The following is a 19143-nucleotide window of genomic DNA, read 5'->3' on the forward strand; positions in this document are numbered from 1 at the left end:
TCAGTCAGGGGCGCGCCTGATGGGCCCACCAGCGCCGCCGCACCCAGAGCAGTGCCCCCAGGCCGAGCCATCCCACCAGCCCACCGATCGGGTTGGGTGCCACCTCACCTGGACCCACCAGCCAGGCCGGGGCCTGGCTGGACAGTTGCAGCAGGCTTCCCTGCAGCAGGAACCAGCCCCCCACCAGGCCGCCGTGCAGCCCGATGGCGCCCCAGAGCAGGCCCCCATCGGCGCGGCGCTGCAGGCCCAGCACCAGACCCAGCAGCCCCAGTCCCCCCAGCAGGGCCAGCAGCGCCGCCGGCCCCAGGTTGAAACGGGTGTGCACCAGGCTGAACAGAACCGCCTGGGCCAGCAGGGCCCTCTGGCCTGCCAAGCGGCTGCCCCCCAGCAGCTGGGTGAGTTCCCCCCAGAGCCAGCCGCGGAACACCAGTTCCTCGGCGAAGCCCACCCCAAGCATCAGCAGCAGGGCGTTGATCCAATCACTCAGTGCCACGCCTCCCTGCCAGTGGGCCCAGCCGCCCAGCACCAGGGGCAGGCTGAGGACCAGCAGCAGCAGCAGGGCCTTCAACAGGCCGCGCAGCAACGCCCGCAGTACAGCTGGTGCGGGGCCGAGCACCCCCAGCGTCGTCCAGGGGGCCGGCTGCCGCCACATCCGACCCACCCAGAGGGGCAGGCTGAGCAGGAACAGGGCCAGGGTGAAGGCGGTGCCGATCAGGGGGCGATCAGCCGGCGCCAGGGGCAGGGGCAGAGCCAGGAGCCATCCCGCTCCATAGAGCAGGGGCACGTACAGCAGCCCCGCCAGCCAGCGCCAGGGGCCGGCGGCACCGGCCAGGCTCATGTCTCCGGTTCGATCGTGCTGGTGAGCCCCTTGCCCTTGAGGGTTTCGCAGTAGAACTCCGCCGGCTCCAGATCGCAGACGATCACAAGACCCACGCCGGTGTTGTGGGCCTCCAGCATCACGGCAATCGCGTCCTGCTCGCTGAGGGAGGGCACCACCTGGCGCAGGGTCGTCACCACGTATTCCATGGAGTTGACCGGATCGTTGTGCAGCAGCACCTTGTACCGGGGCGAGGGCTTGCGCACTCGCTCCGTCGTCTTTTCGATCACAGCCGCCCCGCCGGGGGAACGGCTGGGTGTGGCGGTGGCGTGCCAGTGGGCTCCGGCAGCAGCATCCAACGCGTGGATCCTGGAGGCATCAGCCACAGGCAGCATCAGGGAAGGAGGCGTCATGAGGGACTCCAGCATGACCTGGGCCAACTGTATCGATTCGCCCTGGGCTTGCGGTTGCAGGGCCGGATTGGAGATCACCTGACTCACAGGGCCCGCACCCGGCGCATCGCTTCCTCCACGTTGGCGCGGCTGTTGAAGGCCGAGAGGCGGAAGTAGCCCTCGCCGGCGGCACCGAAGCCGCTGCCGGGGGTGCCCACCACATGGGCCTGGCTCAACAGTCGATCGAAGAAGCCCCAGGAATCCACGCCCTCGGGGGTCTTCAGCCAGACGTAGGGGGCCTGCTCGCCGCCGTAAACCTGCAGTCCCGCGGCGCTGAGTTCGCGGCGGATGATCGCGGCGTTCTCCATGTAGAAGTCGATCAGGGCCTTCACCTGGGTCTGCCCTTCGGGTGAATACACGGCCTCGGCACCCCGTTGCACGATGTAGCTCACCCCGTTGAACTTGGTGCACTGGCGCCGGTTCCACAGGCCCCACAGCTCCACCTTCTCACCATTGGCGGCGGTGCCCATCAGATCGCGGGGCACCACGGTGAGGGCGCAGCGGGTGCCGGTGAAGCCGGCGTTCTTGGAGAAGGAGCGGAACTCGATCGCACACTCCCGTGCCCCCTCGATCTCGTAGATCGAGTGGGGCAGAGAGGGGTCCTGGATGAAGGCCTCGTAGGCGGCATCAAACAGGATCAGGGCGTCATTGGCGCGGGCGTAGTCGACCCAGTCCTTGAGCTGCTCCCTGGTGGCCACCGCGCCGGTGGGGTTGTTGGGAAAGCAGAGGTAGATCAGATCCACCGTTTCGCTGGGGATCTGAGCAGTGAAGCCGTTCTCGGCATTGATCGGCAGGTAGGTGAGCCCGCCGTACTGACCCGCGGCATCGGCCTCGCCGGTGCGGCCCGCCATCACGTTGCTGTCTACATACACCGGATACACCGGATCGGTCACGGCGATGCGGTTGCCCTCCCCCAGGATGTCGAGGATGTTGGCGCTGTCGCACTTGGAGCCGTCGGACACGAAGATCTCCTCAGCGGAGATGTCGCAGCTGCGGGCCTGGAAGTCGTGGGCGGCGATCTTCTCGCGTAGCCAGAGGTAGCCCTGCTCCGGGCCATAGCCGTGGAAGCCCTCGCGGGTGCCCATCGCGTCGATCGCGGCCTTCATGGCAATGCGGCAGGCCTCGGGCAGCGGTTCGGTCACATCGCCGATGCCCAGGCGGATGATGGCGGCTTCGGGGTTGGCCTCGCTGAAGGCCTTGACCCGTCGGGCGATCTCGGGGAACAGATAGCCCGCCTTGAGCTTGAGGTAGTTGCCGTTGACCTGAACCATGGCAAAAGAGGGCTGCGCCGCAGCTGGAGTCGCTGGCGGGATTGTCCTACGGCAGTGGCCGATCGCAGCAGGGCAGCTCTCCTCAGGCTTGCGCCAGGGGGCGTTGGCAGAGCACCGGCTCTGGTGCCGTCTGCGGCGCTGCATAGCATCAAGCTCTGCCAAGCCGTGCCCGCCGTGCCTTCCACCGCTTCCTCCGCCACGGCTGTTGCTGACGACGCAGTGCCTGCCCGAGCTGTCTCTGTCGACCCTGGCTCTGCCCCGATCGATTTCGATGCCCTGGTCGATCTGGGTATCAGCAAGCCTGCCCGTTACCTGGGCAACGAGCTGGGGGTGATGCCGCGCGACTGGGAGCGCGACTGGCGAGCGGCTGGGGTGCGCTGGGCCCTCACCTATCCCGAGGTCTACGAGGTGGGGGCGAGCAACACCGGCCACATCATTCTCTATTCGATTCTCAATTCCCTTCCCGCTCAGCTCTGTGACCGGGCCTACCTGCCTGCCCCCGATCTGGCCGACCGGCTGCGGCAGCGGCGGCAGCCCCTGTTCGCGGTGGAGAGCCGCCGCCCCCTGGCGGCCTTTGACATCCTTGGCTTCAGCCTCAGCTACGAACTGGGCGGCACCAACATCCTCACGATGCTGGAGCTGGCCGGCATCCCGATCCGCGCTGTCGATCGGGGAGATCTGCCTCTGGATGATCCCGCTGCGCCGCCCCTGATCTTCGCCGGTGGTCCCACGGCCACCAGCAACCCCGAGCCCTATGCCGCCTTCTTCGATTTCGTCGCCCTCGGCGATGGCGAGGAGCTGCTGCCGGAGATCGGCCTGGTGGTGGCGGAGGCCCGTGCCGCCGGCCTCAGCCGCCGCGCCCTGCTGCGCGATCTGGCCCAGGTGCCGGGTGTCTACGTGCCGGCTCTCTACGGCCAAGCTGCCGATGGGGTGAGCCTGCAGCCCCTGGAGCCAGGGCTGCCGCCACGGATCCAGCGCCGCACCGCCACGCCGATGCCCCACTACGCCATGGGGCTGGTGCCCCACATCGAAACGGTGCACGACCGCCTCACGGTGGAGATCCGGCGCGGCTGTACCCGTGGTTGCCGCTTCTGCCAGCCGGGCATGCTGACCCGTCCGGCCCGCGATGTCGAACCCGAGGCGGTGATCGAGGCGGTGGAGGAGGGGATGCGCCGCACCGGCTACAGCGATTTCTCGTTGCTCTCGCTCAGTTGCAGCGATTACCTGGCCCTGCCCGCGGTGGGTGTGGAACTGCGCAACCGGCTGGCCGAGCGCAATGTGAGCCTCACCCTGCCCAGCCAGCGGGTGGATCGCTTTGACGAGAACATCGCCCATATCCTCGGCGGCACCCGCAAGGGGGGGCTCACCTTTGCGCCGGAGGCCGGTACCCAGCGCCTGCGCGACATCGTCAACAAGGGCCTCACCGACGCGGAGCTGCTGCGGGGCATTCGCACGGCGATGCAGAGCGGTTACCGCAAGGTGAAGCTCTATTTCATGATCGGTCTGCCGGGTGAAACCGATGCCGATGTGCTCGGCATCGCCGATACCTGCCGCGCCCTGCAACGCGACTGCGCCGATCTGGGCCGGCTGGAGCTGAACCTCACGATCAGCAACTTCACGCCCAAGCCCCATACGCCCTTCCAGTGGCACAGCGTCTCCACCGCGGAGTTCGTGCGGCGTCAGCAGCTGTTGCGCTCCGCCCTGCGCCAGCTGCGCGGCATCAAGACCAATTTCACCGATGTGCGCCTCTCGGCGATCGAGGATTTCGTCGGCCGCGGCGATCGACGCCTGGCGCCTGTGCTCGAGGCGGCCTGGCGGGCCGGCGCCGGCCTCGATGCCTGGTTCGAGTCGGCCGATCGCACCCATGCCGCCTGGACCGCCGCCATCGAGGCGGCCGGCCTGGAGGGCCGCTACAGGGCCCTGGAGATGGGGGCCTGGAGCAGCGCCGAGGCCCTCTCGGTCGAGGACCTGGAGGCGTTCTGCGCCCAGCCCCTGCCCTGGGATCACATCGATGCGGGGCTGGAGAAGCGCTGGCTGGCCGAGGATCTGCAACGGGCCCTGGCGGCCCTGGTGGTGCCGGATTGTTCCTTCGCCGGTTGCAGCAGCTGCGGTGTCTGCGGGCCGGAACTGGGTCATAACGTGGTGATCGCGCCGCCGCCGATTCCCTCCCTGGAGGCACAGCGCGCCCCGGCCAGCGAGCGGGTGTTCCGGCTGCGCTTCGGGTTCGCCAAGACAGGCTCCCTGGCCCTGATCAGCCATCTCGACACGGTGCGGCTGCTGGAGAGGGCCCTGCGGCGCAGCGGTCTGCCGGTGAGCTTCACCGGTGGGTTTCACCCCCTGCCCCGGCTGCAGTTCGCGCTCTCGTTGCCGCTGGGGGTGGAGGGCCTCGGTGAATGGATGGATCTGGAGTTCACCGAGGCCTGCGATCCGGCGGCGGTGCGCCAGGCGCTGCAGGTTGAGCTGCCCGCGGAGTTCCGCCTGCTCTCGGTCGGGGAGGTGGCGGTGTTCGGCCCCAGCCTGTCCCAGGAGGTCGAAGCGGCCCTGTGGCGGTTCACGGCCAGCCCCGTGGAGCCGGTGCCATGGCAGCGCTGGCAGGAGGCTGTGGCGGCGCTGCTGGAGGCCGATGCGCTCCTCTGGGAGGACACCGATAAAAAAGGCCGACCACGGCAGCGGGACTGCCGGCCCTATCTGTTCGACCTCGCCGTGGACACCAGCGCTGACGCCGGCCTGAATGCCGCTGAAGCGGTCGTGACTGTCCGGGCCTGGGTGGATTCCCAGGGGCGCAGTCTGCGGCCGGAGCAGGTGATCCACTGGCTTGGCGAGGCTTTGGGCTGTCGACTGCGGGCCTCCAGAACCCAGCGGCAGGGGCTGATCTTGCGAGCGTGCTAATTTGCCTGCAGGTCGGCAGAAAAGTTCGCCGGTCTCCCCAACGACGGTCGGATCGAGCATTCCGCCGCCAGAACGTTTCTTCGAACAAGTCGCTCCCTTGCGACCCACTTCCCCGGACGTTCCTCCGCGGCTCGCCGGACGCAGAGCGTCTGCGTCTTCAATTTCTTCCGGATGGGCTGTCGCTGGCTTGCCGTTCCGCTGACAGTCCCACCGGCGTGCTGACGCACGCGCCATCGCCTCGCAGGGTCCTCTGAGGGGCGGGTCGATTCACCCTTGGCGGCGCTCTTTCGAGCCCAGAATTTTTCCATGCCCCAGCAGATCGTCATTGCCGAGCACCTGCGGATCGCCGCGGTTCTCAACGACGAGCGTGTTGATGAACTGGTCGTGGCCCAGGGCCGCTACCAGATTGGTGACGTCTATCTCGGCACCGTCGAAAACGTGTTGCCCGGGATCGACGCTGCTTTCGTCAACATCGGCGAGAGCGAAAAGAACGGTTTCATTCACGTCACCGATCTCGGTCCACTCCGGCTCCGCAAGGGGGCTGCCGGCATCACCGAGCTGCTGGCGCCGCGCCAGACCGTGCTGGTGCAGGTGATGAAGGAACCCACCGGCACCAAGGGCCCACGCCTGACCGGCAACCTCACGCTGCCGGGGCGTTTTCTGGTGCTCCAGCCCCACGGCCAGGGGGTGAACATCTCCCGCCGGATCAATGGCGAAAACGAGCGCAACCGCCTGCGGGCACTCGGCGTCCTGATCAAGCCCCCCGGCGCTGGCCTGCTGATCCGCACCGAAGCCGAGGGCGTCAGCGAAGATCTGCTGATCGACGACCTCGAATCCCTGCTGCGCCAGTGGGAAGGCATCCAGCAGGCCGCCGAGACCGCCAGTCCGCCCACCCTGCTCAACCGGGATGAGGATTTCGTCCATCGGGTGCTGCGCGATCTCTACACGCCTGAGGTGGTGCGGGTGGTGGTCGACACCCACGAAGCGGTGGAGCGGGTCAATGCCTTCCTGGGCGCGGATCAGGCCAATCTCCTGGTCGAATTTCACCAGGAGCCCGGCGAGATCCTGGAGCACTTCCGCGTCAATGCGGCGATCCGCGATGCGCTCAAGCCCCGGGTCGATCTGCCCTCGGGCGGCTACGTGATCATCGAGCCCACCGAGGCGCTCACTGTGATCGATGTGAACTCCGGTTCCTTCACCCGTTCCGCCAACGCCCGGGAAACGGTGCTGTGGACCAATTGTGAGGCGGCGGTTGAAATTGCCCGCCAGCTGAAGCTGCGCAACATCGGTGGGGTCGTGATCATCGACTTCATCGACATGGACTCGCGCCGCGATCAACTGCAGTTGCTCGAGTACTTCACCGATGCGGTGCGCCACGATGCGGCCCGTCCCCAGATTGCCCAACTCACCGAGCTGGGCCTGGTGGAGCTCACCCGCAAACGGCAGGGCCAGAATCTTTACGAGCTGTTCGGCCGCGCCTGCCCCAGCTGTGGCGGTCTTGGCCACGTGGCGGTGCTGCCCGGCCAGGACACGCTCCAGCCCCTGGCCACGATGACCGGTCTGGTGCGTTCGGCGGCATCGGCCCGGGCAGAGGTGGCCAGTCCCGGAGCCGCGGAGGCTGGTGGCAGTGGCCGGAGGCGGCGTGGAGGCCGGGGCGGTCGTGCGGCTTCCGGCAGTGAGCTGCCTGAGTTGACCACCTTTCCCAGCGCCATCGAGGACAGCTCCGAGGGCGCGGTTCCGGTCGAGGTGCCGGCTGCCATCCCGTCTTCGGCGACAGAGTCCGGCCCGCGGCGCCAGGAGCCCCAGGTGGTGGTGGTGCCGATGGAGCCGGATCAGGAGCTGGTGTACGGCTGGATGGGCCTCAATCCCTCCCTGCTGCTGGATTCGCCCCCTGCTTCCGACAACGTTGTGGTGCGGATCGCCCGTCCAGGTGTTGATCCCGAACTGGTGTTGGAGGAGGCCCGCCAGCAGATGGCGGCCTCCGGCCCGCGCCGTCGCCGCCGTGGTCGAGGCGGTGACGCCAGCGGCAACGGCCGCAGCCATGGGGATGCCGCTCCGCTGGCGACCCAGGTCGGTGCCGGTTCGATCGTCAGCGAGTCCTCCCCGATCGGACCGGCCTCGGTGGCGATTACGCCCCTGCCCGTTGATCAGGGTCCCGAAGACGTGGTCACGGTGACCGTGCCCAGCCATTCCGTCTCCAGCCATCCGGCGCCTCGCCGCAGTCGCAGCCGTTCGTCAGCGGCCGTTGCTGAGCCCGTGGCCGTGGCGATTCCCGTGGCGGTTGCCGCCGAAGCCGCTGCGGAACCCGAGGACAATGGCGAGCCCCGCCGCCGCCGCCGCCGCTCCTCTGCCAGCGGTTGAGTTCGGTGCCATGGTGCCGCAGCGGCCGGAGTCCTGGCAGGATCGCGATCCGCTCGTCTGTGCTGGCGTGGACGAGGTGGGACGCGGCTGCCTGTTCGGCCCGGTGTTCGCCTCGGCGGTGATCCTGCCGGCCCAGGCATTCCAGACTCTGGTCTCTGCGGGGCTCACCGACAGCAAGAAGCTCACGGCCCGCCGCCGCGCTGCCCTGGTGCCGCTGATCGAGGCCGAGGCGTTCGCCTGGGCACTCGGTCAGGCCAGTGCTGCCGAGATCGATCGGTATGGCATCCGGCCGGCCACGGAGCGGGCGATGCACCGCGCTCTGCAACGCCTGCCCAGGCGGCCCCAGCTCGTGCTCGTGGATGGCAACCTGCCCCTGCGGGGCTGGTCCGGTGAGCAGCGCGCTTTGGTGGGCGGCGATGCCAGCTGCCCGGCCATTTCGGCGGCGAGCGTGCTCGCCAAGCAGTGCCGCGATGCCCTGCTCGAACGGCTGGCCCTGCAGTTCCCCGGCTATGGCCTCGAACGGCACCGGGGCTATGGCACTGCGCAGCATCGCGCGGCCCTGCAGCGGCTGGGCCCCACCGCGCTGCACCGCCGCAGTTTTCTCAAGCCTGCGTGCACCAGTCGCGGAAGTCCCCCAGCAGCTGCTGCCCCACCCGGGTTCTGATGCCCAGCAGGATGCGGCTGAGCACCGAGTGACCGGTGGCTTCCAGCACCTTGGTGGGAATCAGCTTCAGCAGCGGCGGCTGGCTCACGGTCACCGCCAGGGTGGCCTCCCCCTCCAGACCGGTGTCCGCAGCCTCCAGCCACGACTGCAGGGTGAGCTGGAAGTCGTCGATCAGGCCCAGCCCCTCCAGCTCACAGTCGATGGCGTTGAGTTCGATCCTGCCAGGCTGGCGCCGCACCTGCAGGACCACCACCGGCTGAATCTGCAGTTGGAACACCTGCAGCCGAGTGACGGCGTAGCGGTAGCGACCCGCCTCCAATCGTTCCAGTTGACTGGGATCGAGCAAGGCGCCGATGACGCGCTCCTCATCGTCGAGATAGGGGGGCAGCAGCCCGACCCGATCGCAGTCCTCGGCGGGCAGGGACAGTTTCAGCGACTGGCTGGCGCTGAAGGCCACGGACATGGCCGGCAGGCCGACGCGGCATGATCTTATCGGTCCACCGTGAGCAGTCCCGAGCCCATGCGCCTTGCCTTCCTTGGTCCGACGGGCACCTACGGCGAACAGGCGGCCGGGCATCTGGCGCGCCTGGAGGGCATCGCCGATCCTGAGCTGGTGCCGCAGCGGGAGATCCGTGCTGTGATCCGGGCCCTGGCCGATGGGGACTGTGAGGCGGCGGTGGTGCCGGTGGAAAACTCGGTGGAAGGTGGTGTCACCACCTGCCTGGATGCGCTGTGGGAACATCCCGATCTCACCATTGCCCGGGCGCTGGTGCTGCCCATCCGCCACGCGCTGATGGGCAGCGGCAGCCTGGCCGACATCAGCGAAGTGCTCTCCCACCCCCAGGCCCTGGCCCAGTGCGGCCAGTGGCTCGCGGCCCAGCTGCCGGCAGCTGTGCAGTTGCCGACCAGCTCAACCGCCGAGGCGGCCCGGCTGGTCGCCGGCAGTCGCTTCCGCGGAGCCATTGCGTCGCGCGAAGCCGCCGCCGAGCACGGTCTGGAGGTGCTGGCCTATCCGATCAACGATGTGCCGGGCAACTGCACCCGCTTTCTGCTGTTGCGCCGCGGTCCCCGCGCCCGGACTGGTGCGCTGGCCAGCCTCGCCTTCTCGTTGCAGGCCAATCGCCCCGGCGCGCTGTTGGAGGCCCTTCAGTGCTTCGCCGCCGAGGGTCTCAACATGAGCCGGATCGAATCGCGCCCATCCAAACGGGAGATGGGGGAATACATCTTCTTTGTCGATCTGGAGTTCATCGCGTCGGATCCCACCGACGCCACTGCCCGGCTGGAGCGTGCTCTGGACCGCCTGCGGCCCCTGTGTGAGCACGTCATGCTGTTCGGGGCCTATCCGATCACCAGCCTCGCCGAAGCGGACTCAGCGGATACTGCTGCAGCGGCGACTCCCGCCAACGCAGAGGCCGCCTAGCTGCCTTTCCGGCCGCGGAACACTCCGAACTGCATCATTCCGGTGCGGAAGGCCCAGTCCATCAGCAGCAGGGTCGGCGTTTCCCTCAGGCCCTGCAGGGCGGCGCCTGGGCCAAGGCCCAGCACTGCCCCCGGCCGGCGCACACCCTCGAGGATCGACTCGATCCAGGAGGGTTGCGTCTGGCGGCTCCAGTCGCCGGTGGTGATCTGGATGCCGCCGCCCCAGGGGCTGGTTTCCAGGTTGTGCTGCAGGGACCGGATGCTGGCGAACTCCGGGTGGGCCCATTGCTCGAGCAGCTGGCGCATCACCCACCGCTCCACGCGGTTCAGGTGTCCATCGGTCGGGTCGCGCCGGTTCCAGTCGGCCACCGCCAGCAGGCCCGCCGGTTTCAGCACCCGCAACAGTTCATCGGCGTAGCGCTGCTTGTCCGGCATGTGGGGACCGGCCTCCACGCTCCACACGGCATCGAAGCTGGCGGGCTCCAGATCGAGGGCCAGGGCGTCCATCACCGCAAAGCGGCAGGTGAGTTCAGCTGGCGTGAGGGCCTGGGCACGAGCGATCTGGGCGGGGCTGATGCTGATGCCCAGCACGTTGAAGCCATAGTCGCGGGCCAGGATGCGGGCGCTGCCTCCGATGCCGCAGCCCACGTCGAGCACCCGACTGCCCGGCGGCAGCTGGTCGAGTCCGCTCCAGCGCACCAGCTCATTTACGAAGCTGGCCTTGGCGGCGCGGAAGTCGCACCGGCGCGGCGGATTGCCGTAGTGGCCCAGGTGCACGTGCTCGCCCCAGAGCCGCTCCAGCAGTTGGTCTTCGGTCCAGCGGTCGTAGGCCGCCGCCACGCTGGCGGTGCTGGAGAAGCTGCGCCGTTGGCGCTGCCAGAGCCAGAACGCTCCGACCAGCCCCCCGGCAAGCAGGGCTGTCCCCACGAGGGGCAGGGTCAGATTCGCCATGTTCAGCCCTGGCCGCCAGGCTCGGAGTCTCCTGCTGGATCACCATCGGAGTCCGCGTCGGGCTCACTGTCCCCAAGATCGCGGAAGGTGTCCATCAGAACGGTGCGGGCGGCGAGCTGGCGGCGTGTCTGGTCGAGAAGCTCGTATTCCTGCCGCAGGCGGTCGCCGGTGTCGGTGAGTTCCAGCAGGGCCTGCTGCTCATCGGCCACGGGGCCACCCAGATGGGAACCGATCCAGAACGACAGTTCCCGGGGCAGATCCGGCAGGTCGTTGGGCAGGTGAGCGGGCTTGCCCACCAGCTTGCCGGTCAGTTCGACCACATCCTGCAGGGCCTGGGTCACAGCGGCGGTGAGCGTCTGCAGGTCGTCGTGGCTGCTTGAGACTTCATCCTCGATCCAGCTGACCAGGCCCACCCGGAACGGGGCTTCGCGCACGATTTCCAGCACCCGGAAGCGTTGCTGGCCCATGGTCACGATGTTGCTGCGATCGTCCGGCTGGGTCTGGCAGTGCAGGATTTCGGCGCAGCACCCCACGGACGCCATGCGCTGCTCCTGAGGATCCCAGCGCACCACCCCGAAGCGTCGATCCTCAGCCATCACCGTGCTGAGCAGCATCCGGTAACGCGGCTCGAAGATGTGCAGCGGCAGCACTTCCTGCGGGAACAGCACCACATCGGGCAGCGGGAACAAGGGCAGTTCCCGGATGGTCGGGGTGCTGGTCATGCCGTGATTCCTGCCCAGGTGAAGGGTCGCCCCGCTCCAGCTGGACGGCTGCTGGATGCGCTGGTGCAGCAGGGGCTCGGGACAGGCGGAAAGGCGTGCAACGGGGTGGTCAAGAATGGTTGATCCTAGAAAGAACACCCCCGCCACCGGACGGACCGGCAACGGGGGTGGGTCATCCAGCGGCTGAGAACGCGACAGATTCAGAGCTTGACTTCAATGTCGACGCCACTGGGGAGATCCAGTTTCATCAAGGCGTCGATGGTTTTGGAGGTGGGGCTGTAGATATCGATGATGCGGCGGTGGGTGCGGGTTTCGAAGTGCTCGCGGGAATCCTTGTCCACGTGGGGGGAGCGCAGCACGCAGTAGATCTTGCGCTTGGTTGGCAGGGGAATCGGGCCGATGGCCGTGGCAGCGGTGTGATCGGCTGTTTCGATGATTTTTTCGCAGGAGAGATCCAGCATGCGGCGGTCAAAGGCCTTCAGACGGATGCGGATCTTCTGCTGGGCGATGGCAGTGGACATGGAGGGGCGCGCAGGAAACCCGACCTGACAGGGTCGGCGGGAGGGGTGAGTTGTCGAGGTGCACAAAAAGGGGCGGGGTTTTGGGCCCCGACCCCTTCAACCTAGATCAGAAGCGGCGGCAAGCCGGTTCAGGCGACGATCTTGGAGACCACGCCGGCACCGATGGTGCGACCACCTTCGCGGATGGCGAAGCGCATGCCCTGCTCAATGGCAACCGGGCAGATCAGCTCGGCACTCATCTTGATGCGGTCGCCGGGCATGACCATTTCCACGTTCTCACCTTCATCGGAGGTGAAGGCGGTGATCTGGCCGGTCACATCCGTGGTGCGGATGTAGAACTGCGGGCGATAACCGGCGAAGAAGGGGGTGTGACGGCCGCCTTCTTCCTTCTTCAGCACATACACCTCGCCCTCGAACTTGGTGTGGGGCTTGATCGAGTTGGGCTTGACGAGCACCATGCCGCGCTCGATGTCTTCCTTCTGGATGCCACGCAGCAACAGGCCGACGTTGTCGCCTGCCATGCCCTCGTCGAGCAGCTTGCGGAACATTTCGACCCCGGTCACGGTGGTCTCGCGGGTGTCGCGGATGCCCACGATCTGGACTGTCTCACCCACTTTGACCTTGCCGCGCTCAATCCGGCCGGTGGCGACGGTGCCGCGACCGGTGATCGAGAACACGTCTTCGATCGCCATCAGGAACGGCTTGTCGATCTCGCGCTCGGGCTCGGGGATGGCCTCGTCAACGGCATCCATCAGGTCGAGGATCTTGTCGACCCACTCGTCTTCACCACGCACGGCCTTCTTGCCGCCCTGGATGTACTCCAGGGCTTTGAGGGCGGAGCCAGCCACAATCGGGATGTCATCGCCGGGGAAGTCGTAGCTGCTCAGCAGCTCACGCATCTCCAGTTCGACGAGTTCGAGGATTTCCTCGTCGTCGACCATGTCCTTCTTGTTGAGGAAGACCACCAGGGCGGGCACACCCACCTGCTTGGCCAGCAGGATGTGCTCCTTGGTCTGGGCCATCGGGCCGTCGGTGGCGGCCACCACCAGGATGGCGCCGTCCATCTGGGCGGCACCGGTGATCATGTTCTTCACATAATCGGCGTGGCCCGGGCAGTCGACGTGGGCATAGTGCCGCTTGTCGGTTTCGTACTCGACGTGGGCGGTATTGATCGTGATGCCCCGCTCTTTCTCTTCGGGAGCGCCGTCGATTTCGTCGTAGGCCTGGGCCTTGGCCATGCCCTGGGACGCCAGCACGTTGGTGATGGCAGCCGTCAGGGTGGTTTTGCCGTGGTCAACATGGCCGATGGTGCCGATGTTGACGTGAGGCTTGTTCCTTTCGAACTTCTCGCGAGCCATGGAAGGGAAGAATCGGGGGGGTTAGTGAGTAGAGAAAAGATCAGGAATTGCCCTGATTCTTGGAGATGATGGCCTCGGCCACGTTGCGAGGAACTTCCTCGTAATGGCTGAATTCCATCGAGAAGATACCCCGACCCTGGGTCATGGATCGGAGCTGGGTGGCGTAGCCGAACATCTCGGCCAACGGTACCTTGGCCTGCACCTTGGACTGTCCGTCATCGACGGACTGCCCCTCCACCTGGCCGCGGCGGGAGGAGAGGTCACCGATGATCGAACCGAGGAAATCCTCGGGAACTTCGACCTCGACCTTCATCATCGGTTCAAGCAGTACAGGATTGCACTTCTTGACGCCGTCTTTGAAGGCCAGCGACCCGGCGATCTTGAAGGCCATTTCCGACGAGTCCACATCATGGTAGGACCCGTCGACCATGGTGACCCGCACATCGATCATCGGGAAGCCCGCGATCACGCCTGACTGGCAGGTCTCCTTCATGCCCTGTTCGGCAGGGCCGATGTACTCCTTCGGCACGATGCCGCCAACAATCTTGTTGACGAACTCGAAGCCGGAACCCGGCTCTCCAGGCTCCATTTCGATCACCACGTGGCCATACTGGCCCTTGCCTCCGGTCTGGCGGGCAAATTTGCCCTCACCTTTGGAGCTGGCGCGAATGGTTTCCCGATAGGAGACCTGAGGGGCGCCGATGTTGGCCTCCACCTTGAATTCGCGCAGCATCCGGTCCACAAGGATTTCCAGATGGAGTTCGCCCATGCCGGCGATCACGGTCTGGTTGGTTTCCGGATCGGTGCGGACCCGGAAGGTGGGATCTTCTTCTGAAAGAGACTGCAAGGCTTTGGAGAGCTTCTCCATATCGCCCTTGGTCTTGGGCTCCACAGCCACCGAGATCACAGGCTCGGGAATGTAGAGAGATTCCAGGATGATCGGATCGTTTTCCACACAGAGTGTATCTCCGGTGGTGGTGTCCTTCAGGCCAAGAACGGCGCCAAGATCGCCGGCACGAAGTTCGTCAACTTCCTCACGATCATCGGCCTTGAGAATGATCAGGCGGGAGATGCGCTCTTTTTTGTCCTTGGTGGAATTGAGTACGTAACTGCCTTTCTGTAGAACACCCGAATACATGCGGATGAACGTCAGTTTGCCGAAGGGATCGGCCATCACCTTGAAGGCAAGGGCGCTGAAGGGAGCGCTGTCGTCCGAGGGCCGCAGGGCCTCGGTGCCATCGGGCAGCAGGCCTTGAATGGGGGGAACGTCAATCGGCGCGGGCAGGTAATCCACCACGGCGTCGAGCAGCAGCTGAACCCCTTTATTCTTGAACGCTGAACCACAGAGCATCGGCACGAGGCCGTGCTTGAGAACGCCTTCGCGAATCCCTTTGTGCAGCTGGGCTTCAGTCAGCTCGCCTGTCTCGAGGAAGACTTCAAGAAGCTCCTCATCGTTTTCGGCGACTGATTCCATCAGCTTTTCACGCCAAGTCGCGACTTCATCGGCCATGGAGGCGGGGATATCAGCCTCCTCAATATCCTTGCCGAGGTCATCTTTATAGATATAAGCCTTGTTCTTCACCAGGTCGACGATGCCGCTCAGTTCGCCTTCAGCGCCGATCGGCAGCTGGATCGGGGCGGCATTGGCCTTGAGGCGATCCTTGATCTGGCCATAGACCTTGAGGAAATCAGCGCCGGTGCGGTCCATCTTGTTGACGAACACCATGCGGGGAACTTTGTAGCGGTCCGCCTGACGCCACACTGTTTCCGACTGGGGCTGAACGCCACCGACCGCGCAGAAGACCGCAATCACGCCATCCAGCACTCGCATGGAGCGCTCCACCTCAATGGTGAAGTCCACGTGACCGGGGGTGTCAATGATGTTGATGCGGTGGTCTTTCCAGCTGGTGGAAATGGCCGCCGCGGTGATCGTGATGCCCCGCTCCCGCTCCTGGGCCATCCAGTCGGTGACAGCAGCGCCGTCGTGCACCTCGCCCATCTTGTGGACGACGCCCGAATAAAACAGGATCCGTTCGGTCGTTGTGGTCTTGCCCGCGTCGATATGGGCAGCGATACCAATATTTCTGACGCGTTCCAGGGGGTAGGCGCGGGCCACGGGGACTGTCTCCGAAGGGGGTCGTGAAAAATGCGGGACTTACTTTACAAAGCGGCCGAACGGTCAGGCGCAGGCCGATCCGATGGGGCACACGTGTCATCCCAGAGATCCGGCCGCAACAGGATCTCTGCGTGGGGTCGCCTCAGTAGCGGTAGTGGGCGAAAGCCTTGTTGGCCTCGGCCATCTTGTGGGTTTCTTCCCGCTTGCGTACGGCGCTGCCGGCCTCATTGGCGGCATCCATCAGTTCACCGGCCAGTTTCTGAGCCATGCTGCGGCCGTTGCGGGCCCTGGAATAATTGACCAGCCAGCGCAGGGCCATGGCGGTGCCCCGCTCCTGACGCACTTCCATGGGGACCTGATACGTGGCACCACCGACCCGGCGGGCCCGCACCTCCACCAGGGGAGTGGCATTGCGCACGGCGGTTTCGAACAGTTCCAGCGGATCAGTGCCGGTGCGCTCGTTGATCAGCGTGAAGGCGTCGGAAAGAATCCGCTGAGCGGTCGACTTCTTGCCGTGCTTCATCAGGCGCGCCACGATCATCGAGGCGAGGCGGCTGTTGAACTGGGGATCGGGAAGAACCGGGCGCTTCTCGGCGGCGTTACGGCGGGACATGGACCTGGGTTAGGGGCGGGGGGCAGGAGATGAGGAGGGTCTGAGAACGATCAGCCCTTCGGGGTCTTGGCGCCGTATTTCGAACGGCTCTGGCGACGATCCTTCACGCCTGCGGTATCGAGGGTGCCGCGGATGATGTGGTAACGAACGCCTGGCAGATCTTTGACACGGCCGCCGCGGATCAGCACGACGGAGTGCTCCTGCAGGTTGTGGCCGATGCCGGGGATGTAAGCGGTCACCTCAAAGCCCGAGGTGAGCCGCACGCGAGCCACCTTGCGCAGAGCTGAGTTGGGCTTCTTGGGGGTGGAGGTGTACACGCGGGTGCACACACCACGCCGCTCGGGGCAGGCGCGCAGGGCCGGAGACTTGGTCTTGCGGGTCAAGCGCTGCCGTTCGGTGCGGATCAGCTGCTGAATGGTGGGCATCGAGGGCCTTAGTGCTTCTCGGGGAGGACTGGTCGGACGTCCGACCGATTTCGACAATCCGCCACATTACTGGGTCGTCGGACGCTCCTCTGACGAACGGCTGAAGGCGGCCCCACACGCGCAGGCACGGATGCTGCCAACGGGTCGGATCAGAAAGCCTCCGCCACTGAGGTCGCCGCGGTAATCCAGGCTGAGGCCTGTCAGCAGCCCTTGCTGGTCGGCGGGTGCGAACAGGGTGATGCCATCGGCCCGGGCGATCGGCGTGCCCGCCAGATGGCCCGGGCGCAGGCGGATCGCCCAGCGCTCGCAGCTGCCGTCGATCAGATCCAGATGCATCATCCCGGGGGTGCCGGCGACGGCGGCCTGGCGTCCCAGTTCTGCCGCCGCCGCCGCCGTCAGGCGCAGGCTGTGACCCTTGGGCATGGGCGGAGATGCGACAGGCTAAGCGTGGATCCAGTGTGCCAGTTGCCCACGCCCGAGTTCAGGGTGCTGCGGTCTCGATCCGCGCCATGGGGCGACCTCCGGGCACCAGGCCGAGGCCGTTGTGCACCGAGCCCGCCACGCCCCGGCCCTTGACCGTGTGCTGCCCGCCCATGACCAGCCCGGTGGAGCTGCCTCCATCGAGATTGAGCGCATCGCGCAGGCCCATCTGCTGGAGCACCCAGGCGGTTTCGCTGAGGGTGGGCCCGGCCTGATCCACCCCCTCCAGGGTGACCAGCCAGAGTCGTCGACCGTCGCTGCCGACCACGGTGCGGGGGGCTCCCTGGCGCAGGAAGGCATCGCCGAAGCCCTCGGCGGTTCCGTTCAGCACCACCCGGCCGTTCTGCAGCAGCAACGGCCCGCCTCCCATGACAGAGCCGGCCTGCCCAAGGGTGGAACTGGGCCGGCTGTCGATCTGCAGACGCTCCCCCGGGCTCCAGGGAAGGGGCGCTCCGGCGCGGGCCACCAGCAGGGAACTGCCCTCGGGCAGGGGGATGCCGCGTGCCAGAGCCGTGCCGTCGAAGAGTTGGGTCACGACACCGTTCTGAATCAGGGCCCCTGACTCAGAGCCGCTCAGAGCCTGGTAAGCGGCTCCCCAGTCGGCGGTGTAGCGGCTCAGGCCGCGCTGCACATAGCCGCTGTTGAGCACCGTCAGGGGTGTGCGCCTGCCGTTGGCGTCGATCACCCATTCCTGCAGTTGCAGCCGGCCGAACTGGGGCAGCTGCTGGCCGCTCCAGGCCATCACACCGCGGTTGAGAATCGGCCCCGACAGCCAGCGGCCACCCTCCTTGAGGGCCCCGAGCGGCAGGCGGCGCACCCGATTGAAGTAGCCACCGTTGATCGCCACCAGGGCGTCCTGCTGGCGTGCCAGATCCGACAGGGAGCTGAGTCCCTGCATGCCGTCACTGCGGGTGAGGGTCCGCAGCTGCAGTGAGCTGGCCGCCGGATCCATCACGACACTGTTGATCCGCAGATTGCGGCCGGCCACCGTGCGGGTCTGGCGATCCCAGCGGAGGTCGCGGCCCAGCAGCGCCTGAAGCCGTGGATCGATCGGTGCAGGCTTGGCGGCAGGGGCACCCGAGGAGCTGGCAGCGGCGCCATCGCCGGCCAGATCGACCACCAGGCGGTGTGGGGTGCCGAGGGTGAAGAGTTTGCTCAGGCGGGTGCCTGCGCTGACGCCCAGCTCGACGCCGCCTCTGCGAGCACGGGGTTGAAGGCCCAGGGCGGCGAGCTGGCGGAGCTGGTCGGGGGACCCTTCGAGCGCCACAAAGAGCCGGCTTCCCTCCTGCCGGACCAGGGCAGGCGCGTTGAGATCGAGAACGACCCGGCGTGTGCCGTCTGGGGTGGAGCTGCGCAGACCGAGGAGGGCCGCCGGCGGTAATTCCAGGTGGAGAGCGTCTCCCACGACGCGCGTCTGAACCCCAACCGCGTTCAGCAGGGGCAGCACGTTCACGGCGACCTCGTCGTCGAGGCTGCGCTGGTCCACCGCCGGCACCACCAAGGGGCGGCCGTACCACTCCAGATCGAGGGTGCCGCCGTCGATGGTGCGGCTGCTCACACCGAGTTGCCCCTGGAGAACCTCCAGCGGCAGCCACAGTTCCGAGCTGCCGGCAGGCGATTGCCGCGATTCCCAGCGGGCCTGCTGACGCTGGCCGTTGATCACCACGGCCGTACCTGTGCTGGCGCGCTGGGCTACGGATCGGATCTGCCCCAACCACGGCTGAGCCGAGCGGCTGGGGGTGGGCGGAGCGTCCGGAAGTCGCGTGGATTCAGCAGTCAGGACCGGTGGCGCCGGTAGCGAGGCCAGCGCCTGGGGCAAGGCCGCCACGGAATCGGCGGCGAGCAGGAGCAGCAACGGGGCCAGGACCATGGCGGGCTGCGGCAGAGGGCGGAAACCTAACCCTGATGGATGAGGTGTGCCGCACTGCAAGGATCCGTGAGCGTGCAGGACGCCCCTGGTGGAACCAGCCGCGACAACGGGTGCCTCGGCGGAACCGGTGGGTCGCGATTGGAACGGCGTCAGGGGTGCAACTTCGGTAGTGTCAGTCCCTACGATGGACCGTTCTGCGTATCGCCGGGGCCAT

The 19143-nt window shown here is 66.7% G+C and carries 17 protein-coding genes; 4 read left to right on the top strand and 13 right to left on the bottom strand.

Features of this window, described 5'->3' with window-relative positions; all coding sequences use genetic code 11:
- Positions 1-4 precede the first annotated feature (4 nt).
- The 3 genes from H8F24_RS08050 to H8F24_RS08060 all read right to left on the bottom strand — a co-directional run bounded on the left by H8F24_RS08050 (position 5) and on the right by H8F24_RS08060 (position 2540).
- Positions 5-838 carry a CPBP family intramembrane glutamic endopeptidase gene (locus tag H8F24_RS08050; RefSeq protein WP_197171688.1) on the bottom strand — a complete coding sequence of 278 codons (834 nt, stop codon included), beginning with the start codon at positions 836-838 and terminating at the stop codon, positions 5-7.
- Positions 835-1176, bottom strand: a complete 342-nt coding sequence (clpS, locus tag H8F24_RS08055; RefSeq protein ID WP_197172150.1) for an ATP-dependent Clp protease adapter ClpS — start codon at positions 1174-1176, stop codon at positions 835-837. The genes H8F24_RS08050 and clpS overlap by 4 nt, the downstream gene beginning before the upstream one ends.
- A 137-nt stretch (positions 1177-1313) precedes the next feature.
- Entirely contained in the window at positions 1314-2540 is a 1227-nt protein-coding gene (locus tag H8F24_RS08060; RefSeq protein ID WP_197171690.1) for an LL-diaminopimelate aminotransferase, read from the bottom strand.
- Between the two features lie 219 nt (positions 2541-2759).
- On the opposite strand from H8F24_RS08060, the gene H8F24_RS08065 reads away from it, so the two are divergent.
- From H8F24_RS08065 to H8F24_RS08075, 3 genes are all read left to right on the top strand, one after another.
- Entirely contained in the window at positions 2760-5429 is a 2670-nt protein-coding gene (locus H8F24_RS08065; RefSeq protein WP_197172151.1) for a TIGR03960 family B12-binding radical SAM protein, read from the top strand.
- Between the two features lie 306 nt (positions 5430-5735).
- A complete protein-coding gene (locus H8F24_RS08070; protein WP_197171692.1) occupies positions 5736-7790 on the top strand; it encodes an Rne/Rng family ribonuclease in 2055 nt (684 codons plus the stop codon).
- 10 nt (positions 7791-7800) lie between these two features.
- On the top strand, positions 7801-8454 hold the full coding sequence (locus H8F24_RS08075) for a ribonuclease HII (protein ID WP_197172153.1): 654 nt from the start codon (positions 7801-7803) through the stop codon (positions 8452-8454).
- Here the strand turns inward: H8F24_RS08075 and H8F24_RS08080 are convergent.
- The gene (locus tag H8F24_RS08080) at positions 8393-8917 is read right to left on the bottom strand and encodes a DUF1997 domain-containing protein (protein ID WP_197157130.1); all 525 of its coding nucleotides are present in this window, start codon (positions 8915-8917) and stop codon (positions 8393-8395) included. The two genes, H8F24_RS08075 and H8F24_RS08080, sit on opposite strands and share 62 nt — an antisense overlap.
- A gap of 57 nt (positions 8918-8974) precedes the next feature.
- On the opposite strand from H8F24_RS08080, the gene pheA reads away from it, so the two are divergent.
- On the top strand, positions 8975-9874 hold the full coding sequence (gene pheA, locus H8F24_RS08085; protein ID WP_197158910.1) for a prephenate dehydratase: 900 nt from the start codon (positions 8975-8977) through the stop codon (positions 9872-9874).
- Here the strand turns inward: pheA and H8F24_RS08090 are convergent.
- The 9 genes from H8F24_RS08090 to H8F24_RS08130 all read right to left on the bottom strand — a co-directional run bounded on the left by H8F24_RS08090 (position 9871) and on the right by H8F24_RS08130 (position 18929).
- On the bottom strand, positions 9871-10824 hold the full coding sequence (locus H8F24_RS08090) for a methyltransferase domain-containing protein (RefSeq protein WP_197171694.1): 954 nt from the start codon (positions 10822-10824) through the stop codon (positions 9871-9873). The two genes, pheA and H8F24_RS08090, sit on opposite strands and share 4 nt — an antisense overlap.
- Before the next feature lie 2 nt (positions 10825-10826).
- Entirely contained in the window at positions 10827-11546 is a 720-nt protein-coding gene (locus H8F24_RS08095; protein ID WP_197157126.1) for an LON peptidase substrate-binding domain-containing protein, read from the bottom strand.
- 200 nt (positions 11547-11746) lie between these two features.
- Entirely contained in the window at positions 11747-12067 is a 321-nt protein-coding gene (gene rpsJ / locus H8F24_RS08100) for a 30S ribosomal protein S10 (RefSeq protein ID WP_197157124.1), read from the bottom strand.
- A gap of 128 nt (positions 12068-12195) precedes the next feature.
- Entirely contained in the window at positions 12196-13425 is a 1230-nt protein-coding gene (gene tuf, locus H8F24_RS08105) for an elongation factor Tu (RefSeq protein ID WP_197157122.1), read from the bottom strand.
- A gap of 40 nt (positions 13426-13465) precedes the next feature.
- Positions 13466-15541, bottom strand: a complete 2076-nt coding sequence (gene fusA, locus H8F24_RS08110) for an elongation factor G (protein ID WP_197157120.1) — start codon at positions 15539-15541, stop codon at positions 13466-13468.
- 142 nt (positions 15542-15683) lie between these two features.
- Positions 15684-16154 carry a 30S ribosomal protein S7 gene (rpsG, locus tag H8F24_RS08115; protein WP_197157118.1) on the bottom strand — a complete coding sequence of 157 codons (471 nt, stop codon included), beginning with the start codon at positions 16152-16154 and terminating at the stop codon, positions 15684-15686.
- A gap of 50 nt (positions 16155-16204) precedes the next feature.
- Positions 16205-16579 (bottom strand): 30S ribosomal protein S12, encoded by a 375-nt coding sequence (gene rpsL, locus H8F24_RS08120; protein WP_197157116.1) that lies wholly within the window; start codon positions 16577-16579, stop codon positions 16205-16207.
- Between the two features lie 66 nt (positions 16580-16645).
- Positions 16646-17002 (bottom strand): AIR synthase, encoded by a 357-nt coding sequence (locus tag H8F24_RS08125; protein WP_197157114.1) that lies wholly within the window; start codon positions 17000-17002, stop codon positions 16646-16648.
- A 58-nt stretch (positions 17003-17060) separates the two neighbouring features.
- Positions 17061-18929, bottom strand: a complete 1869-nt coding sequence (locus tag H8F24_RS08130; RefSeq protein ID WP_197171696.1) for a phosphodiester glycosidase family protein — start codon at positions 18927-18929, stop codon at positions 17061-17063.
- Between the last annotated feature and the right edge of the window lie 214 nt (positions 18930-19143).

This window comes from Synechococcus sp. CBW1002, from assembly GCF_015840915.1.
Taxonomy (GTDB): Bacteria; Cyanobacteriota; Cyanobacteriia; order PCC-6307; family Cyanobiaceae; genus CBW1002.

Coding starts and splice junctions, on each gene's coding strand:
- H8F24_RS08130 (WP_197171696.1), bottom strand. CDS start 18,929: ATGGTCCTGGCCCCGTTGCTGCTCCTGCTCGCCGCCGATTCCGTGGCG.
- H8F24_RS08070 (WP_197171692.1), top strand. CDS start 5,736: ATGCCCCAGCAGATCGTCATTGCCGAGCACCTGCGGATCGCCGCGGTT.
- H8F24_RS08125 (WP_197157114.1), bottom strand. CDS start 17,002: ATGCCCAAGGGTCACAGCCTGCGCCTGACGGCGGCGGCGGCGGCAGAA.
- H8F24_RS08050 (WP_197171688.1), bottom strand. CDS start 838: ATGAGCCTGGCCGGTGCCGCCGGCCCCTGGCGCTGGCTGGCGGGGCTG.
- rpsJ (WP_197157124.1), bottom strand. CDS start 12,067: ATGTCCACTGCCATCGCCCAGCAGAAGATCCGCATCCGTCTGAAGGCC.
- H8F24_RS08060 (WP_197171690.1), bottom strand. CDS start 2,540: ATGGTTCAGGTCAACGGCAACTACCTCAAGCTCAAGGCGGGCTATCTG.
- H8F24_RS08080 (WP_197157130.1), bottom strand. CDS start 8,917: ATGTCCGTGGCCTTCAGCGCCAGCCAGTCGCTGAAACTGTCCCTGCCC.
- H8F24_RS08075 (WP_197172153.1), top strand. CDS start 7,801: ATGGTGCCGCAGCGGCCGGAGTCCTGGCAGGATCGCGATCCGCTCGTC.
- pheA (WP_197158910.1), top strand. CDS start 8,975: ATGCGCCTTGCCTTCCTTGGTCCGACGGGCACCTACGGCGAACAGGCG.
- rpsL (WP_197157116.1), bottom strand. CDS start 16,579: ATGCCCACCATTCAGCAGCTGATCCGCACCGAACGGCAGCGCTTGACC.
- rpsG (WP_197157118.1), bottom strand. CDS start 16,154: ATGTCCCGCCGTAACGCCGCCGAGAAGCGCCCGGTTCTTCCCGATCCC.
- H8F24_RS08095 (WP_197157126.1), bottom strand. CDS start 11,546: ATGACCAGCACCCCGACCATCCGGGAACTGCCCTTGTTCCCGCTGCCC.
- tuf (WP_197157122.1), bottom strand. CDS start 13,425: ATGGCTCGCGAGAAGTTCGAAAGGAACAAGCCTCACGTCAACATCGGC.
- H8F24_RS08090 (WP_197171694.1), bottom strand. CDS start 10,824: ATGGCGAATCTGACCCTGCCCCTCGTGGGGACAGCCCTGCTTGCCGGG.